This is a genomic window from Corynebacterium wankanglinii, assembly GCF_013601005.1.
GTDB lineage: Bacteria > Actinomycetota > Actinomycetes > Mycobacteriales > Mycobacteriaceae > Corynebacterium > Corynebacterium wankanglinii.
The window spans coordinates 379,705-394,074 of the sequence record NZ_JABFED010000002.1 but is presented as its reverse complement, the minus strand read 5'-3'; the positions used below and the strand labels follow the sequence as shown (position 1 = coordinate 394,074).

Annotated in this window: 14 protein-coding genes; 11 read left to right on the top strand and 3 right to left on the bottom strand. The window is 63.1% G+C overall.

The features are described 5' to 3' along the window. Positions 1-62 precede the first annotated feature (62 nt). The 7 genes from lspA to dnaE are packed head-to-tail and all read left to right on the top strand — an operon-like array spanning position 63 to position 9,415. Entirely contained in the window at positions 63-584 is a 522-nt protein-coding gene (gene lspA, locus HMA55_RS04880) for a signal peptidase II (RefSeq protein WP_235961738.1), read from the top strand. After that, positions 574-1,503 (top strand): RluA family pseudouridine synthase, encoded by a 930-nt coding sequence (locus HMA55_RS04875; protein ID WP_181191934.1) that lies wholly within the window; start codon positions 574-576, stop codon positions 1,501-1,503. Before lspA ends, HMA55_RS04875 begins: the two co-directional genes overlap by 11 nt. Further along, the gene (locus HMA55_RS04870; RefSeq protein ID WP_181191933.1) at positions 1,503-2,006 is read left to right on the top strand and encodes a hypothetical protein; all 504 of its coding nucleotides are present in this window, start codon (positions 1,503-1,505) and stop codon (positions 2,004-2,006) included. The genes HMA55_RS04875 and HMA55_RS04870 overlap by 1 nt, the downstream gene beginning before the upstream one ends. A gap of 41 nt (positions 2,007-2,047) precedes the next feature. Then, a complete protein-coding gene (locus HMA55_RS04865; RefSeq protein ID WP_181191932.1) occupies positions 2,048-3,787 on the top strand; it encodes an efflux RND transporter periplasmic adaptor subunit in 1,740 nt (579 codons plus the stop codon). After that, positions 3,788-4,528: an ABC transporter ATP-binding protein gene (locus HMA55_RS04860; protein ID WP_374680588.1), complete on the top strand. Its 741-nt coding sequence runs from the start codon at positions 3,788-3,790 to the stop codon at positions 4,526-4,528. Continuing rightward, a complete protein-coding gene (locus tag HMA55_RS04855; RefSeq protein WP_181191931.1) occupies positions 4,529-5,797 on the top strand; it encodes an ABC transporter permease in 1,269 nt (422 codons plus the stop codon). It begins immediately after the preceding gene. A 57-nt stretch (positions 5,798-5,854) separates the two neighbouring features. Next, positions 5,855-9,415, top strand: coding sequence for a DNA polymerase III subunit alpha (gene dnaE / locus HMA55_RS04850; RefSeq protein ID WP_181191930.1), 3,561 nt, complete (start codon positions 5,855-5,857; stop codon positions 9,413-9,415). Between the two features lie 83 nt (positions 9,416-9,498). Here the strand turns inward: dnaE and HMA55_RS04845 are convergent, their stop codons facing one another. Both HMA55_RS04845 and HMA55_RS04840 read right to left on the bottom strand, forming a co-directional pair. Further along, positions 9,499-10,032, bottom strand: coding sequence for a hypothetical protein (locus HMA55_RS04845; protein ID WP_181191929.1), 534 nt, complete (start codon positions 10,030-10,032; stop codon positions 9,499-9,501). Positions 10,033-10,065: 33 nt separating this feature from the next. Beyond that, positions 10,066-10,536 carry a hypothetical protein gene (locus tag HMA55_RS04840; protein ID WP_181191928.1) on the bottom strand — a complete coding sequence of 157 codons (471 nt, stop codon included), beginning with the start codon at positions 10,534-10,536 and terminating at the stop codon, positions 10,066-10,068. Positions 10,537-10,732: 196 nt separating this feature from the next. Between HMA55_RS04840 and ilvA the strand changes: the two genes are divergently transcribed. Genes ilvA through HMA55_RS04820 form a run of 4 tightly spaced genes read left to right on the top strand, consistent with a single transcriptional unit; the run spans position 10,733 to position 13,318 of the window. Next, a complete protein-coding gene (gene ilvA / locus HMA55_RS04835) occupies positions 10,733-12,034 on the top strand; it encodes a threonine ammonia-lyase IlvA (protein ID WP_181191927.1) in 1,302 nt (433 codons plus the stop codon). Positions 12,035-12,038: 4 nt separating this feature from the next. After that, positions 12,039-12,680 carry an IMPACT family protein gene (locus HMA55_RS04830; RefSeq protein ID WP_181191926.1) on the top strand — a complete coding sequence of 214 codons (642 nt, stop codon included), beginning with the start codon at positions 12,039-12,041 and terminating at the stop codon, positions 12,678-12,680. Positions 12,681-12,699: 19 nt separating this feature from the next. Further along, positions 12,700-12,933, top strand: coding sequence for a hypothetical protein (locus tag HMA55_RS04825; RefSeq protein ID WP_181191925.1), 234 nt, complete (start codon positions 12,700-12,702; stop codon positions 12,931-12,933). Positions 12,934-12,949: 16 nt separating this feature from the next. Next, complete coding sequence (locus HMA55_RS04820; RefSeq protein ID WP_181192057.1) at positions 12,950-13,318, top strand: RNA-binding S4 domain-containing protein; 369 nt, start codon at positions 12,950-12,952, stop codon at positions 13,316-13,318. On the opposite strand, the gene HMA55_RS04815 is transcribed toward HMA55_RS04820, so the two are convergent. Next, a complete protein-coding gene (locus HMA55_RS04815) occupies positions 13,319-14,359 on the bottom strand; it encodes a GTP pyrophosphokinase (RefSeq protein WP_181191924.1) in 1,041 nt (346 codons plus the stop codon). Between the last annotated feature and the right edge of the window lie 11 nt (positions 14,360-14,370).

The following is a 14,370-nucleotide window of genomic DNA, read 5'->3' as shown; positions in this document are numbered from 1 at the left end:
CTACCTGGCCTACACGGTGGAATACAGGCCGCCCGCGCGCGACCGGCTAAGGTGGTTCGGCGATGGACGAGGCAATGACACCGGCGAAACCACAGCGCCCCGCACGACGCCACCTCGGTGTGGTGGTGGCAGTGACCATCGCAGTCGCTGCGATAGACCAGCTGGTCAAGCAGCTGATGCTGAACTGGCTGGAGCCCGGGGTTGTGCACCCTGTCATCGGGGACTGGTTCCGCTTCTACCTGCTGTTTAATTCTGGTGCAGCGTTTTCCATGGGGCGCAATCTCACTGGGCTGTTTACGGCGATCCAGCTCACGTTTGTCGTCGGCGCCTTGTGGTTCGGGCCGAGGATGGCCAGTCGCTGGGAAGCGCTCGGGCTTGCGCTGGTGGCTGGCGGGGCGCTGGGTAACCTCTGCGACCGTCTTTTCCGGGATCCCGGATTCTGGGTAGGCCACGTGGTGGACTACATCTCCGTCGGTGGCTTCGCGGTGTTCAACCTGGCGGACGCCGCCATCACCGTCGGCATTGCGGTCTTTATCCTGGCCACGTTTGCGACGGAGCTGAAGGGCGGTGGCGATGAGCGGTGAGTTCAGGGCGCTGCCCGTCCCAGAGGGGCTAGAAGGCATGCGGGTGGACGCAGCAATCGCGAAGCTGTTCGGCGTTTCCCGCTCGGTCGCCGCTGAAATGGCTGCTGAGGGCGATGTGCTTGTCGACGGCGCTGCGGCGCAAAAATCCGACCGGGTGTCTTGCGGCGCGATGCTGGAGGTGACGCTGCCCGAGCCGAAACGGGCGCCCCAGCCGGTGACGGAGCTGGTGGAAGGTCTGGAGATCCTGTACCAGGACGCCGATGTCATCGCTGTGGACAAGCCGGTCGGCGTGGCTGCGCATCCGACGCTTGGGTGGGAGGGGCCCGACGTTGTCGGTGGTTTGCAGGCGATGGGGTACACGCTGCCCGACGCCGGACCCCCGGAACGCCAAGGCATTGTCCAGCGGCTGGACGTGGGAACATCCGGAGTCATGATCGTGGCCGCGAGCGTGCCCGCGTATTCGGTGCTCAAGCGGGCCTTCAAGGAGCGCACGGTGGACAAGACATACCACGCGCTCGTCCAAGGGTTGCCCGACCCGATCGAGGGCACCATCGACGCCCCGATTGCGCGCCACCCTTCTGCGGGCTGGAAGTTCGCCGTCACCCAGGATGGGCGGCCGAGTGTGACCCATTACAGCGTCATCGAGGCTTTCCGGCGTGCCAGTTTGCTGGATATCCATCTGGAAACCGGCCGCACCCACCAGATCCGCGTGCACATGTCCTCGGTGGGGCACCCGTGCGTGGGTGACCCCATGTACGGCTCAGACCCCAACCTTGCCAAGGAGCTCGGGCTGAGGCGCCAGTGGCTCCACGCGACAAAGCTGGGCTTTACCCACCCTCGCACCGGCGAGTACATGGAGGTCGTCTCCGAGTACCCCGAGGACCTACGCATCGCACTGGAGAGGGTGCGCCAGGGGTAATGCGATTCCGGGCGTGCGTGGTCGCCGTGGCACTCGCTGTCGCCTGCTTTTGGGCGGTCGGCGCCGCAACTCCTCCCGCGCCGCGCGTGTTACAGGGTGACACGTTAGGCCCGCAGCCGGGGGAATCCGAGCCTGCCTACGTGGAACGCGCCGCGGCCACCCTCGACCACGACGAGGCTTCTTTCGCACTGGTGAGCTTCGCCCGCCCCCTCGACGCGGACGAGGCAGCGGCGGTGGTGCAGCCAGCTCCGCGAGTGAGCGAAGTGCTGGTCACGGGGCGGGCGCCGATCGTGGTCCCGGAGCCGTCGATAGGCAGACTGCGTATCGACGTCCTCCGGTCCGCCACCACCGACCCCCTCACCGGCGCTGTGGTGCACGCCGGACGCGCGGAGCTGTTGCAGATTGAGGCCGACTACCGCGTGCTTGCCGTGGAAATGCTTCCGGCTGACGCGGTGTGGGGAGCTTTCGCTCTCACCCCGCCGGTAACAGGTGGGCGTGTATAGTTTGCGGAGTTATCTGCATGGCCGTGATGCGAGGAGATCTCTTGGCTTCCCACACCGACAACCAGACCGAACGTAAGCGTTTCACGCGGGCGGGGCTTGCGTTAGTGACCACATCCGCACTCTTTCTTGGCGCATGTGGCTTCGGCGGCGAGGGCAACGATGCACAAGGGGATGGCCTGAACCCGGGCGATTACACGGTGGCATCCAGCGAGGGAGTGTCCGACAGCGTCGTTGTCAACGGCACGATCGAGCCGGTGCGCTCCATTAATATCTCGACTCCCGTGCAGTCCGAGGTGCAGAAAGTGGCGGTGAAGGCGGGCGACCGCGTGCAGCCTGAGCAGTTCCTCGCGGCGTTGGACTCCGAGCAACTGCAGCGGCAGTTGGAAATCCAGCAGAAGCAGCAGGCCAACGCGCAGGCGGATGCCCAGGCAACCGTTGACCAGCTTCGGTCTCAGCTCAATGCGCACCAGGCCGGTCTGGACAACGGCACGAACCCGGCTATTCGGGCAGCGCAGGCTCAAGTCAACCAAGCGCAGGCGGCGTACAACGCGGCTGTCGCTGCTAATGGCGGTGCGCGCGTAGCAAGCCGGGGGCTCGCGGTGATCGAGCGGGCAGCCGGTGACATTTCGTCCCACTTGCCCGGCGTGCGCACCGCCCCTCCGGCGGCACCCCAGGCTCCGGAGGCGGTACCTGGTCAGCCGGGCGCCCCTGGGCCAATCGGGGCTCCGGGAACGCCCGGCGCACCGGCCCAGCCCGGCCAACCGGGAGGCTTGTCCCCGGATCAGCTCACGCAACTGATGGGGGAATCCGGCGGCGCTGCGGCTGGGCCCGGTGCGGGCGTCGGGCCCGGTGTGAGCACTGAGGAAGCGTATGCGGCGCTCCAGGACGCGCAGGCAAACCTGGCGGCGGCCCAGGCGCAAGCCGTCCAGGAGCGGGATCAACTCCAGGCGCAGTTGGATTCCGCGTGGCGTCAGGTGGAGGCCGCACAGCTCGGCGACGGCGACGGCACGCTCGAGTACCAAGTGCGCGAATCTACCGTCTACGCTCCGATCGCAGGCCTGGTTACTAGCGTCGATGTCCGCGAGGGCGATATCCCGCAGGGCAAACTGCTCACGATCGCGGATGATTCCCGGTTGGTCATCCGCACCGACGTCCGCGAGGCGGACATCCCCAACATCACCGAAGGGGACCGGGTGGAATTCACCTCCACCGCCACCGGCAAGAAGACATTCAGCGGTCGAGTGTCGCGCATTGCGCCCGCAGCCGATTCCGTGTCGGGCGGCAACCAGAACCCGGCGCTGGGCGGCATGGGCGGGCAGGTCAGTAAATCAAACGAGGTGACCTTCCCGGTGGAAATCGAGATCACCGGCGACAAAGAGGGGCTGCTTCTCGGGGGCAGCGCACGCGCGGAGATCATCACCGCAGAAGCCAAGGACGCTCTCAGCGTGCCCCAAGACGCCGTTTTCGGTGAAGACAAGGACCAGAAAGTGCTTGTCCTAGCAACGGACAACGACGACGCCACGTCCGGCACCGTGGAAGAACGCTCCGTGAAGACTGGAGCAGCCAACGATGTGGACATCGCCGTGACCGGCGGAGACCTCAAGCCGGGCGACATTGTGATCAATTGGCCGGACGAATACATGGACCGCATCGGTGAAACGGTGGAGGTCACTGACCGGAACTTTGACACGGAGAAAGTCCGCCAGGCCAAGGAGGAGAAAGAGCGCACTACGGCGACGGTGACGGTGACGAGCACCCGGCGTGCCGCCGAGGGGCAGTAGATGACTGCACCCACAGCCAGGCACCGGGGCATGGCCGATTCAGGCCTGCTCATCGACATGCGCCAGATAGTCAAGACCTACAACGAGGGTGAGCCAAGCGAACTGACAGTGCTGCACGGCGTTGACTTCTACGCCGACCAAGGCGAGTTCGTCTCCATCGTCGGTCCGTCCGGTTGCGGCAAGTCCACGCTGATGAATCTGATTGGCATGCTGGACCGGCCGACAAAGGGGGCGTACGCCTTCAACGGCGAGCCGGTATACGCCAAGGAGGACAAGGAACTCGCGGCCTACCGCAGTCAAAACATCGGCTTCATCTTTCAAAACTTCAACCTCATCGGGCGTATCGACGCATTGCAGAACGTGGCGATGCCGATGATGTACGCGGGCGTGGAGCGCAAGGAGCGTGAGGAACGCGCGGCTGCGCTGCTGGACCGGATGGGAATGGGGGACCGCCTTCACCACAACCCGAACGAACTCTCGGGCGGCCAGAAGCAGCGCGTCGCGATTGCGCGCAGCTTGGCCAACGATCCGGATCTGCTTTTGGCGGACGAGCCGACCGGCGCGCTCGACTCGAAGACAGGACGCATGGTGATGGATTTGTTCCACGAGCTCAACCAGGAGCTTGGCAAAGCAATCGTCTTCATCACCCACAACCCGGAGCTGGCGGAGGAAACCGGACGAGTGGTGGAGATGATGGACGGCCGCATCGCAGGAGTGCGCCAGCCGGGAGGTGCGACCTAGATGAACATTCGTGAATCACTGCGGCTGGCCATGTCCAGCTTGAACACCAACAAACTCCGCTCGTTGCTCACCCTGCTGGGCATCATCATCGGCATCATGGCCGTGATTATCATCATGACGCTCGGGCGAGCGCTAGAAAACGACGTCATGGGCGGTTTGGAAGACGCCGGCACCACCACGTATCCGGTGATGGTCCACGAGCGTGCGGAGGACGGCGAGGCGTCGGACGACCCGTTCGCCGGTTTCAGCATGGCTCCACCGACGGATGAGCGCGACGGGATGACTATCGACGACTTGAACGCCCTCGCCGCCTCCTTCGGCGACCGCGTTCAGGGCGTCGACATCGACATCTCCAGTGACGGCGAGGCCAGCCTTGGAGACACGACCGCCGGCGTGAGCGTGAACCCGGTGCTCGAAAGATCCCTCGACATCCGCAGTCTGAAGGTGCAGTACGGGCGCGGCATTTCGCAGGACATGATCGATAGTCAGCGCCCCGTTGCGGTGGTTTCCCCCGAGCTCGTGGACGCACTTTTCGGCGGCGACGCAAGCGCGGCCCTCGGCTCCCGGTTCGACGTGGAGGTGGATAACAACACCAGCGTGTTCACCATCGTGGGTGTCTTGGAGAAGGCAGCGGACAACCCGACCTTCGGCGAGTCCTCTTTCGCGGATATCTTCATCCCGATCACGTCGGCCGACCGATTGGGGATGGAGGTCAACTGGGTGCCGTCGTTTAGCGTCCGCTCCTCAGCGGACGAGGACCCTGAGGCCTTCCGTGCTGACCTGCAGAGCTACCTCGACCGAAAGTACGCCGGCAACGAGGACTTCGAGGCCGAGGTGTTCGACATCGCCGCCGGGCTGGAAGGCCTGACCACGATCTTCCGCACCTTGTCGACTGTGCTGTCCGCCATCGGCGGCATCTCGCTGCTCGTCGGCGGGATCGGCGTGATGAACATCATGCTCATCACCGTTACGGAGCGCACGCGCGAAATCGGTGTGCGCAAAGCACTGGGGGCGACCCAGAACGATATTCGTGTGCAGTTCATTGTCGAGGCGATGCTGGTGTGCCTCATCGGCGGCATCATCGGCGTGATCCTCGGCGGGGCAGTCGGCATGATCGCAAGCTCCGTGGTGCTCGACATGACGTGGCCCCCGCTCAGCGCGGTAATCTTCTCCCTGCTGTTCTCGCTTGCTACGGGTGTGTTTTTCGGTGCGTACCCTGCGTCGAAGGCCGCAAAAATGCAGCCTATCGACGCCCTCCGGTACGAATAACCGAATAGATTTTCGAGGGGATTCGTCCGTGTCGGCCCGTTGTCTAAGATGTGCCGCATGGCCAAAAAATCCTCCTTCGTGCACCTGCATAACCACACCGAATTCTCCATGTTGGACGGCATGGCGAAGGTGGATCTGCTCGCCGAGGAAGTCTCCCGCCAGGGCATGCCCGCGGTGGGCATGACCGATCACGGCAACATGTTCGGCTCGAACGCCTTCTACCGCCGTATGGCGGACGCTGGCGTGAAGCCGATCATTGGCATTGAGGCGTACATGGCGCCCGAATCCCGATTCAACAAAAAGCGCGTGCTGTGGGGCACCCCGGATCAGAAGCAGGACGATGTGTCCGCCTCCGGCGCCTACCTCCACCAAACCATGCTCGCGGAGAACGCGACGGGTCTGCGCAACCTGTTCAAGCTGTCGTCGCTGGCGTCCTACGAGGGGCAGCTGGGCAAGTGGCCCCGCATGGATGCGGAGCTGATCGCGGAACACGCAGACGGCATCATCGCTACTACAGGCTGTCCGTCGGGGGATGTGCAGACTCGGTTGCGTCTCGGCCAGTACGACGCTGCGCTGGAGGCCGCCGCGATGTGGCAGGACATCTACGGTAAGGACAACTACTTCCTGGAGCTGATGGACCACGGTTTGCACATCGAACGCCGGGTTCGCGAGGATTTGCTCCGTATCGGTCAGGCGCTCGACTTGCCGCCGCTGGTGACCAATGACTGCCATTACGTGCTCGAATCCCAAGCGCCAGCGCACGAGGCGATGCTGTGTGTGCAGACGGGCAAGACGCTTTTAGATCCGGATCGCTTTAAGTTCGACGGCACCGGGTACTACATCAAGTCGGCCGAGCAAATGCGCGAGCTGTGGGACTCCACAGTGCCCGACGGCTGCGACAACACCTTGTGGATCGCCGAGCGCGTCGGCGATTACGGGGAATTGTGGGAGGAGCACCCGCACGACCGCATGCCAATCGCCGACGTGCCGGAGGGCCACACTCCGACCACGTGGCTGCGCGAGGAAGTTCTCCGCGGGCTGAAGGATCGCTTCGACGGAGGAGAGGTTCCCGAGGAGTACCTCACGCGAGCGAGCTACGAGATCGACGTCATCGATATGAAGGGCTACCCGTCCTACTTCCTTATCGTGGCCGAGCTGATCAAGCATGCTCGCGAGATCGGCATCCGCGTCGGTCCGGGCCGTGGCTCGGCGGCTGGATCGCTGGTTGCGTACGCGCTGACCATCACCAATATCGATCCAATGGAGCACGGCTTGTTGTTCGAGCGGTTCCTCAACCCCGAGCGTCCGTCCGCGCCCGATATCGATATCGACTTTGATGATCGCCGCCGCGGCGAGATGATTACCTACGCGGCCGAGCGCTGGGGCGAAGACAAGATTGCCCAGGTGATCACATTCGGCACGGTGAAGACCAAACAAGCAATCAAGGACTCGGCCAAAGTGAACTTCGGCCAGCCCGGTTTCCAGATGGCGGACCGGATCAACGGCGCGTTGCCGCCAGCGATCATGGCGAAGGACATTCCGTTGTCCGGAATCACTGACCCGGAACACGCAAGGTACGCAGAGGCTGCCGAGGTACGCTCGCTCATCGAGACGGACCCAGACGTCGCAAAGATCTACGAGACGGCGCGAGGGCTGGAGGGTGTGGTCAGGCAGGCTGGCGTGCATGCGTGTGCAGTGATCATGGCCTCCGTGCCGTTGATGGAGCACATTCCTATGTGGAAGCGGCCCGCGGACGGCGCCATCATCACCGGGTGGGATTACCCGGCGTGCGAAGCGATTGGCCTGCTGAAGATGGACTTCCTGGGTCTGCGCAACCTCACAGTGCTGGGCGACGCGTTGGAGAATGTGCAGAAAAACCGCGGCGAAACCATCGATTTGGAGGCGCTGGACACTGATAACCAGGCGGTCTACGAGTTACTGTCCCGAGGCGACACGCTCGGCGTGTTCCAGCTGGACTCGGGTGGCATGCAGGAGCTGCTCAAACGGATGAAGCCGACTGGGTTCAACGATATCGTTGCATCGCTGGCGCTGTATCGCCCGGGCCCGATGGGTGTGAACGCTCACTGGGACTATGCGGACCGAAAGAACGGGCGTAAGCCGATTACCCCGATTCACCCGGAGCTCGAGGAACCGCTCAAGGAAATCCTGGACGAGACCTACGGCCTGATCGTTTACCAAGAGCAGATCATGAACATCTCGCAGAAGGTGGCGAACTACACGGCGGGCCAGGCAGACGGTTTCCGCAAGGCGATGGGCAAAAAGAAGCCGGAAGTGCTGGCCAAAGAATACGAAACGTTTTCTGCCGGCATGTTTTCCAACGGCTACTCCAAGGAGGCTGTTGATGCGCTGTGGGGCACCATCGAGCCGTTCGCGTCCTACGCCTTCAACAAGTCGCACGCCGCCGGGTACGCCCTGGTGTCCTACTGGACGGCGTTTATGAAAGCTAACTACACCGCTGAGTACATGGCCGCCCTGCTCACCTCAGTGGGAGATAAGAAGGACAAGTCCGCCATCTATTTGTCGGACTGCCGGCATTTGGGCATCAGCGTGTTGCAGCCCGACATCAACGAATCCGAGGAAAATTTCATGGCTGTCGGCGACGACATCCGTTACGGCCTCGCCGCAGTGCGCAACGTTGGTGCTGAAGTGGTGGAGTCCATCAAGACGACCAGGAAGGAGAAAGGACAGTTCACCAGTTTCTCCGATTACCTGGACAAGATCGAGTTACTTGCTTGCAATAAACGAATCACAGAGTCCTTGATTAAGGCCGGTGCCTTCGATTCGCTCGAACACCCGCGCAAGGGCCTCATGCTCATCCAGGAGGATGCCGTCGATTCCGTCTTGTCCACGAAGAAGGCGGCCGATAAGGGCCAGTTCGATCTCTTCGCAGGTCTGGGCGGCGCGGACGGGGCAGACAGCTCCGCCTTCACAATCGAAGTACCCGATGACGAGTGGGACCGCAAACACAAACTCGCGCTCGAGCGTGAAATGCTCGGCCTATACGTCTCCGGCCACCCACTCGACGGCTTCGAGGAAGCGATCGACGCGCAGACCGACACGCAACTGACAACCATCCTTTCCGGCGAACTGCGCAATGGCGCGGAGGTAACCATTGGTGGGTTGATCTCTACCGTCGACCGTCGTTTTTCCAAAAAGGACGGATCCCCGTGGGCGATCGTCACGATCGAGGACCACCACGGCGCACAGGTGGATGTGCTGCTCTTCAACAAGGTGTACGCCCTCGTGGCGCCACAGATCGTGGAGGACAACATCATCCTGGTGAAAGCGCATGTGTCCATACGAGACGATCGCATGAGCTTGTTCGGCGACGACGTGAAGGTGCCTGAATTGGGCCCAGGGAACGGGGTCGGGCTGCCGCTTCGGCTGACGATGCGCACGGACCAGTGCACAGCGGAGAACATCGCGCGTTTGAAACAGGTCCTAGTGAACAATCCGGGCGACTCGGATGTCTACCTCAACCTCATCAACGGAGAGCATAGCCAATTGATGATTTTAGGAGACCACCTCCGAGTAAACCGCTCCGCCAGCTTGATGGGCGACCTGAAGGCAACCCTTGGGGCCGGCATTTTAGGCTAGCCCCGCCCCGTGCGGGGTGGGGCAACAGTGAAAGCCCGCCCGGCGGAGGCCGGGCGGGCTTTTAAGCGAGACTAGGCGCGTTTTTACTTAAAAGCGCCAGTTATCTGCCGAATATTCTCTTTCAGGCCCGGAATGGAACCCGCAATGACCATCAGCGAGCTCACAGCGGCAGTAATCGCGGTAACCCACAAGGTGATCTTCGCAATGACTTCAAGCGCCTTCTCCTCGTGCGAGGACGGCTGCAGCCATTCTGGCGCCGTGTACGTCGGGGTCGGAGTGATGGTGACCCCGGGGGTGCTTGTGTTCTTAGGATCCTTGGGCTTCGTGGCCGGAGCGGACTCGGAAGCCTCCTCCCCCAGGGAGATCGTCGTGGTCGGATCGTTCTCAGTGGGCTTCGGGGCAACAACGGACGGCTTCGGTGCCGGCTCGCTGGTCTTGGTGGCCGCCGTGCTGGATTCGGCGGTCGCCTTCGATTGCGCTACCGAGGAAGTAGGCTCGGCAGGCTTGGACTGGGTCGTCGTCGAAGTTGCAGATTCGGCGGCGGCTGCGGCACCCGCGAGGGAACCGGCTGCGATAGCGGTGGCGGCGAAGGACACGGCTACGAAACGGGACTTCATTGATGGACCTTCCTCAGGCGAAAGAGTGATTGGTTAGAAGGGGAGGTTCGGCAGCTGGATCTTCGGAACGTTCAGGTGCGGGATGCCAAGGCCGAACTGGTTGTTGACCAGGTCGATGATCTTGTTGGCGCCACGCGGGTCGGAGAGCACGATGAGGCTCGTGGTCAGCACCGCACCGAGCGTACCGGAGAGGACGGCAACGAGAGTGCCCTGAGAGGAGCCGGAGCTATTGGAATCCTGCTTGGTGTTGTTGGTCGGCTTGGAACCGGTGGTGGTCGGCTTGGACTCGGTGGTGGTCGGCTTGGACTCGGTGGTGGTCGGCTTGGACTCGGTGGTGGTCGGCTTGGACTCGGTGGTGGTCGGCTTGGACTCGGTGGTGGTCGGCTTGGACTCGGTGGTGGTCGACACGGTGGGTGCGGTGTCGGCGTCTTGCGCGAATGCGGGGACGGTGGCCAGGGACATGGCGGTAGCCGCAGCGACTGCTGCAGTGGAAATGCGCTTCATATGTTCTCGTATTCTCCTCGTAAAAGATGCAAAGCCGTCATTGTGGGAGCTGCGCCCCACATGACACTCCGATGAACCTAGCAGGTTCGTCGTTAAAAATATAGTGCTCTGTTTCGGTTGGGAGTGCAGGGCACCGAGCCAGGAGCCAAGAGAGTGAACGAACATGCGCAGTGGGACAGGGATAAACTCGCTAACCATGCGTACAGGCACCCCAGAATCGTCCGATGCCGCCTTCGATGCCGTCCATGCCGCGGATATTAGATTCGCGCAGGGTCGTATTTCGTCGGTGATTTCGCCGACGCCGTTGCAGTACTGCCCTCGACTGTCGGAGCAGCACGGGGTGGAGGTCTACCTCAAGCGCGAAGATCTGCAGGACGTGCGCTCATACAAGATTCGCGGCGCGTACTACGGCATTTCTCAGCTTGACGATGACGCGCGGGCGGCAGGCGTGGTAGCCGCCTCCGCCGGTAACCACGCCCAGGGCGTTGCGTACGCGTGCCGCGCCATGGGTATTCAGGGCAGGATCTTCGTCCCGAAGCCCACGCCGAAACAGAAACGCGACAGGATCCGCGTGCACGGCGGTGACGCGATTGACCTCGTGGTCACGGGCAACACTTTCGACGAAGCAGCGCAGGCCGCACGCGAGGACGCGGCTGCATGTGGCGCAACGATCATCGAGCCGTTCGATTCCCGGGACACCGTCGTTGGCCAAGGAACCGTGGCGGCAGAGATAGTGGCGCAGCTTGCCAGCCTGGGCAAGGAGCTGGACACCGTGCTCGTGCCCGTGGGCGGTGGCGGTCTCATCTCCGGGGTGCTGTCCTACCTGGCAGACATGTCTCCGGCGACAAAGGTGGTTGGGGTGGAGCCGAAAGGTGCTGCGTCGTTAGGCGCGGCAAGCGCAGCAGGCGAGCCTGTGACGTTGGAGACCATCGACCCGTTTGTGGACGGCGCAGCGGTCAAGCGCATCGGCGCCATCCCATGGCAGATCTTCAACGGGCACCGGGACGCGACGGCGCTGTTCTCAGCAGACGAAGGCGCGGTGTGCACGGAGATGCTCGGGCTGTACCAAAACGAGGGCATCATCGCAGAGCCCGCTGGCGCGTTATCGGTGGCTGGTCTGGGGTTAGCTGATCTTGCCCCGGGCTCGACTGCGGTGTGCATCATCTCCGGCGGCAATAACGACGTGTTGCGGTACGCCGAGGTGATGGAGCGCTCGCTCGTCCACCGAGGATTGAGGCATTACTTCCTTGTGAACTTCCCGCAGGAAGCGGGGCAGCTGCGCCACTTCCTCAACGACATCCTCGGCGGGGAGGACGACATCGTGCTCTTCGAGTATCTGAAGAAGAATAACCGTGAAACGGGCGCCGCTCTGGTGGGCATTGAGCTCGCTCGCGCTGGAGACCTCGAACCGCTGCTGGGGCGCATGGAGGCGTCGCCGCTCGGCTGCCGACGCTTGGAACCCGGCACGCCGGAGTACGACTTCATCGTGGCGGGGTAGAGCAGTGGAGCAATCCTACGTTCGCCCAGCGGAAGAGCTGGTAACCCACGAGCTCGAGGTTAAGCGCTCGCGTTTTATCGGCTGGATCACCCGGGCGGACACCGAAGAGCGGGCCCGCGAGGTCATCCAGACTGCGCGGGATCAGTACCCGGATGCGCGCCATCACTGCTCGGCTTTCATCGTGCACCAGGACGGCGCTCAGCCGATCGAGCGCTCCTCCGACGACGGGGAACCCTCAGGGACCGCGGGCAAACCTATGCTCGAGGTGCTGAAAGGCTCCGGGATGCAGGACATGGTAGCGGTAGCGATCCGCTATTTCGGCGGCATCAAGCTCGGCACCGGCGGTTTAGTCAGCGCCTACACCGAAGCTGTCAGCGCGACCCTCGAGGGGGCCACGCGAGTGACGCGGGAGGTCCGGGAGCTCGGCACCGTGGACTTCCCGCATGCGGAGGCCGGGCGGATAGAGTCGGAGCTGCGTGCGGCCGGCATCGACGTAGTGGATGTTTCATACAACCGCGCGGCGACATACACGCTCGCCTTCGCTCCTGGGGAAGCAGAGCGCGTTCACGCACTCCTTGCTGCGGCCACGCATGGGGGAGCGGAGATGAAACCTGCTGGCCACCGTTGGGTCGAACGCGCCCTGTAAGGGGCTACACTTACACTCCATGACGATGCAGCCGCGCCCCAACGACCCTATTGCCCAACGCAAAGCCGCCGTGCGCCAATACTCCCGCAACGCCGTCCTCTGGGCCGGTGGCGGGGTGGCTGGCGGCATCGCTTTCGGTCTGATTTTTGGATCTTGGACCATCTTCCTGCTCGGCCTGATCGTGGCTGTTGCGGGCGGGTTCTCTAACTGGAACAAGGTCCAGCGCATCGTCAACCACAAGGACCAGTACTAAATTGACGCAGCCTACGATGGCCGCGGTGCGCATCGACGTGTGGCTGTGGGCCGTACGTATCTTCAAAACCCGCAGTCAAGCCGCAGAGGCAGTGCGCGCCGGGCATGTGAAGATCGACGGTAAGGCCGTCAAACCCGCGGCCCAGGTGGTTCCGGGAGAGACGGTGCGTGTGTGGAAAGACCACCGCGAGCACATCCTCGAAGTTGCCGCGACAGTGAGCAAGCGTGTCGGCGCGCCGATTGCACGGTCGTGCTACATCGATCACTCGCCGCCTCCCCCGCCCCGGGAGCTGTTCGCGGCACCCCCAGTTCGAGATCGCGGCTCTGGGCGCCCCACGAAAAAAGAGCGCAGGGAGACCGACCGCTTGCTCGGACGCCGCCGCTAACTATTCGCCGCGCAGCAGCGCCAGACGGGTGGTCAGGCGTTTGCGGCGCACCTGCGGGCGGTTGCCGGCATCCCAGGTTCGCTCGATGTGCTCGGTGCCGTAACGGTTGAGCAACAGGTCATCGACAACCCGCACTTGGCCCGGGACAAACGGGTAGGACAGTGAGTTGGAAAGCGCCTCGATGTCCGCCGGGTTGGTCAGCTCCGCCACCTCAGAGACGTGCTCTATTCCGTGCGCGCGCAGGAGTTCCGTGCAGAAGCGGTAGTCGCCCGCGCGCGAGAGAGGAAACTGATTGCCCAGCAGCACTGTCAGAATGCCGGGCAGGGTCTCCGGCGAGATTTCCGCGTCCACGTCCGTGTTCACCTTCTCTTGAGGGTCGGCCAGGGACGCGATCTGGTCGAATTGCTGGTCCGCCAGCTCGATCAATCCGGCGGCGAGGGTGAAGGCGCGGTCTACCTGAGGGTCCAAACTTTTGCCCGCGCGCTTGTAGCGGATGTCGTGTTCGAACTCTGCCCACGCGTGCTGGAGCACCGTGCGAATCTGCACCTCGAAGACCTGTCCAAGGTAGTCCTCCAACCCTTCGGACTGCTCCTCCACGCGCACCACGAGGTGGTGGGAGCCGTAGCCGAAACCGCCGGCGACGCGTGTTTCCTCCGCCTTGTCCACGCTTCGCAGCACGTCGAACTGGTCGGCCAGCAGACGCTGCACCGCTGGAATCTCCGTGGAGTGCAACACGGTGATGCGTGCGCCGACGATGTCTTTGATGTCGTGCCACGGATCCGGGTACACTAGCTCGCCATCGGGGCGGGTTTTCCGGGCCTTCTCTTTGAGGGACGTCCACGATTTCACGCGCGCATCCACACGGTCAAAGTTCACGCCAGCATCGCGCATGAGCTCGTGAAGCGCGTGCCGGAACGTTGTGGCGGCGTCTTCGTGCTCGCGCACCCAGGCAAAATACGTCGATCCGAGGCGCGCGATGGTGTCGTCCACCGCCTTATTCCGGGGTTTCGGCGCTTTGGCGGGATGCTTCTGTGTGCTCATAACGGCCGGTT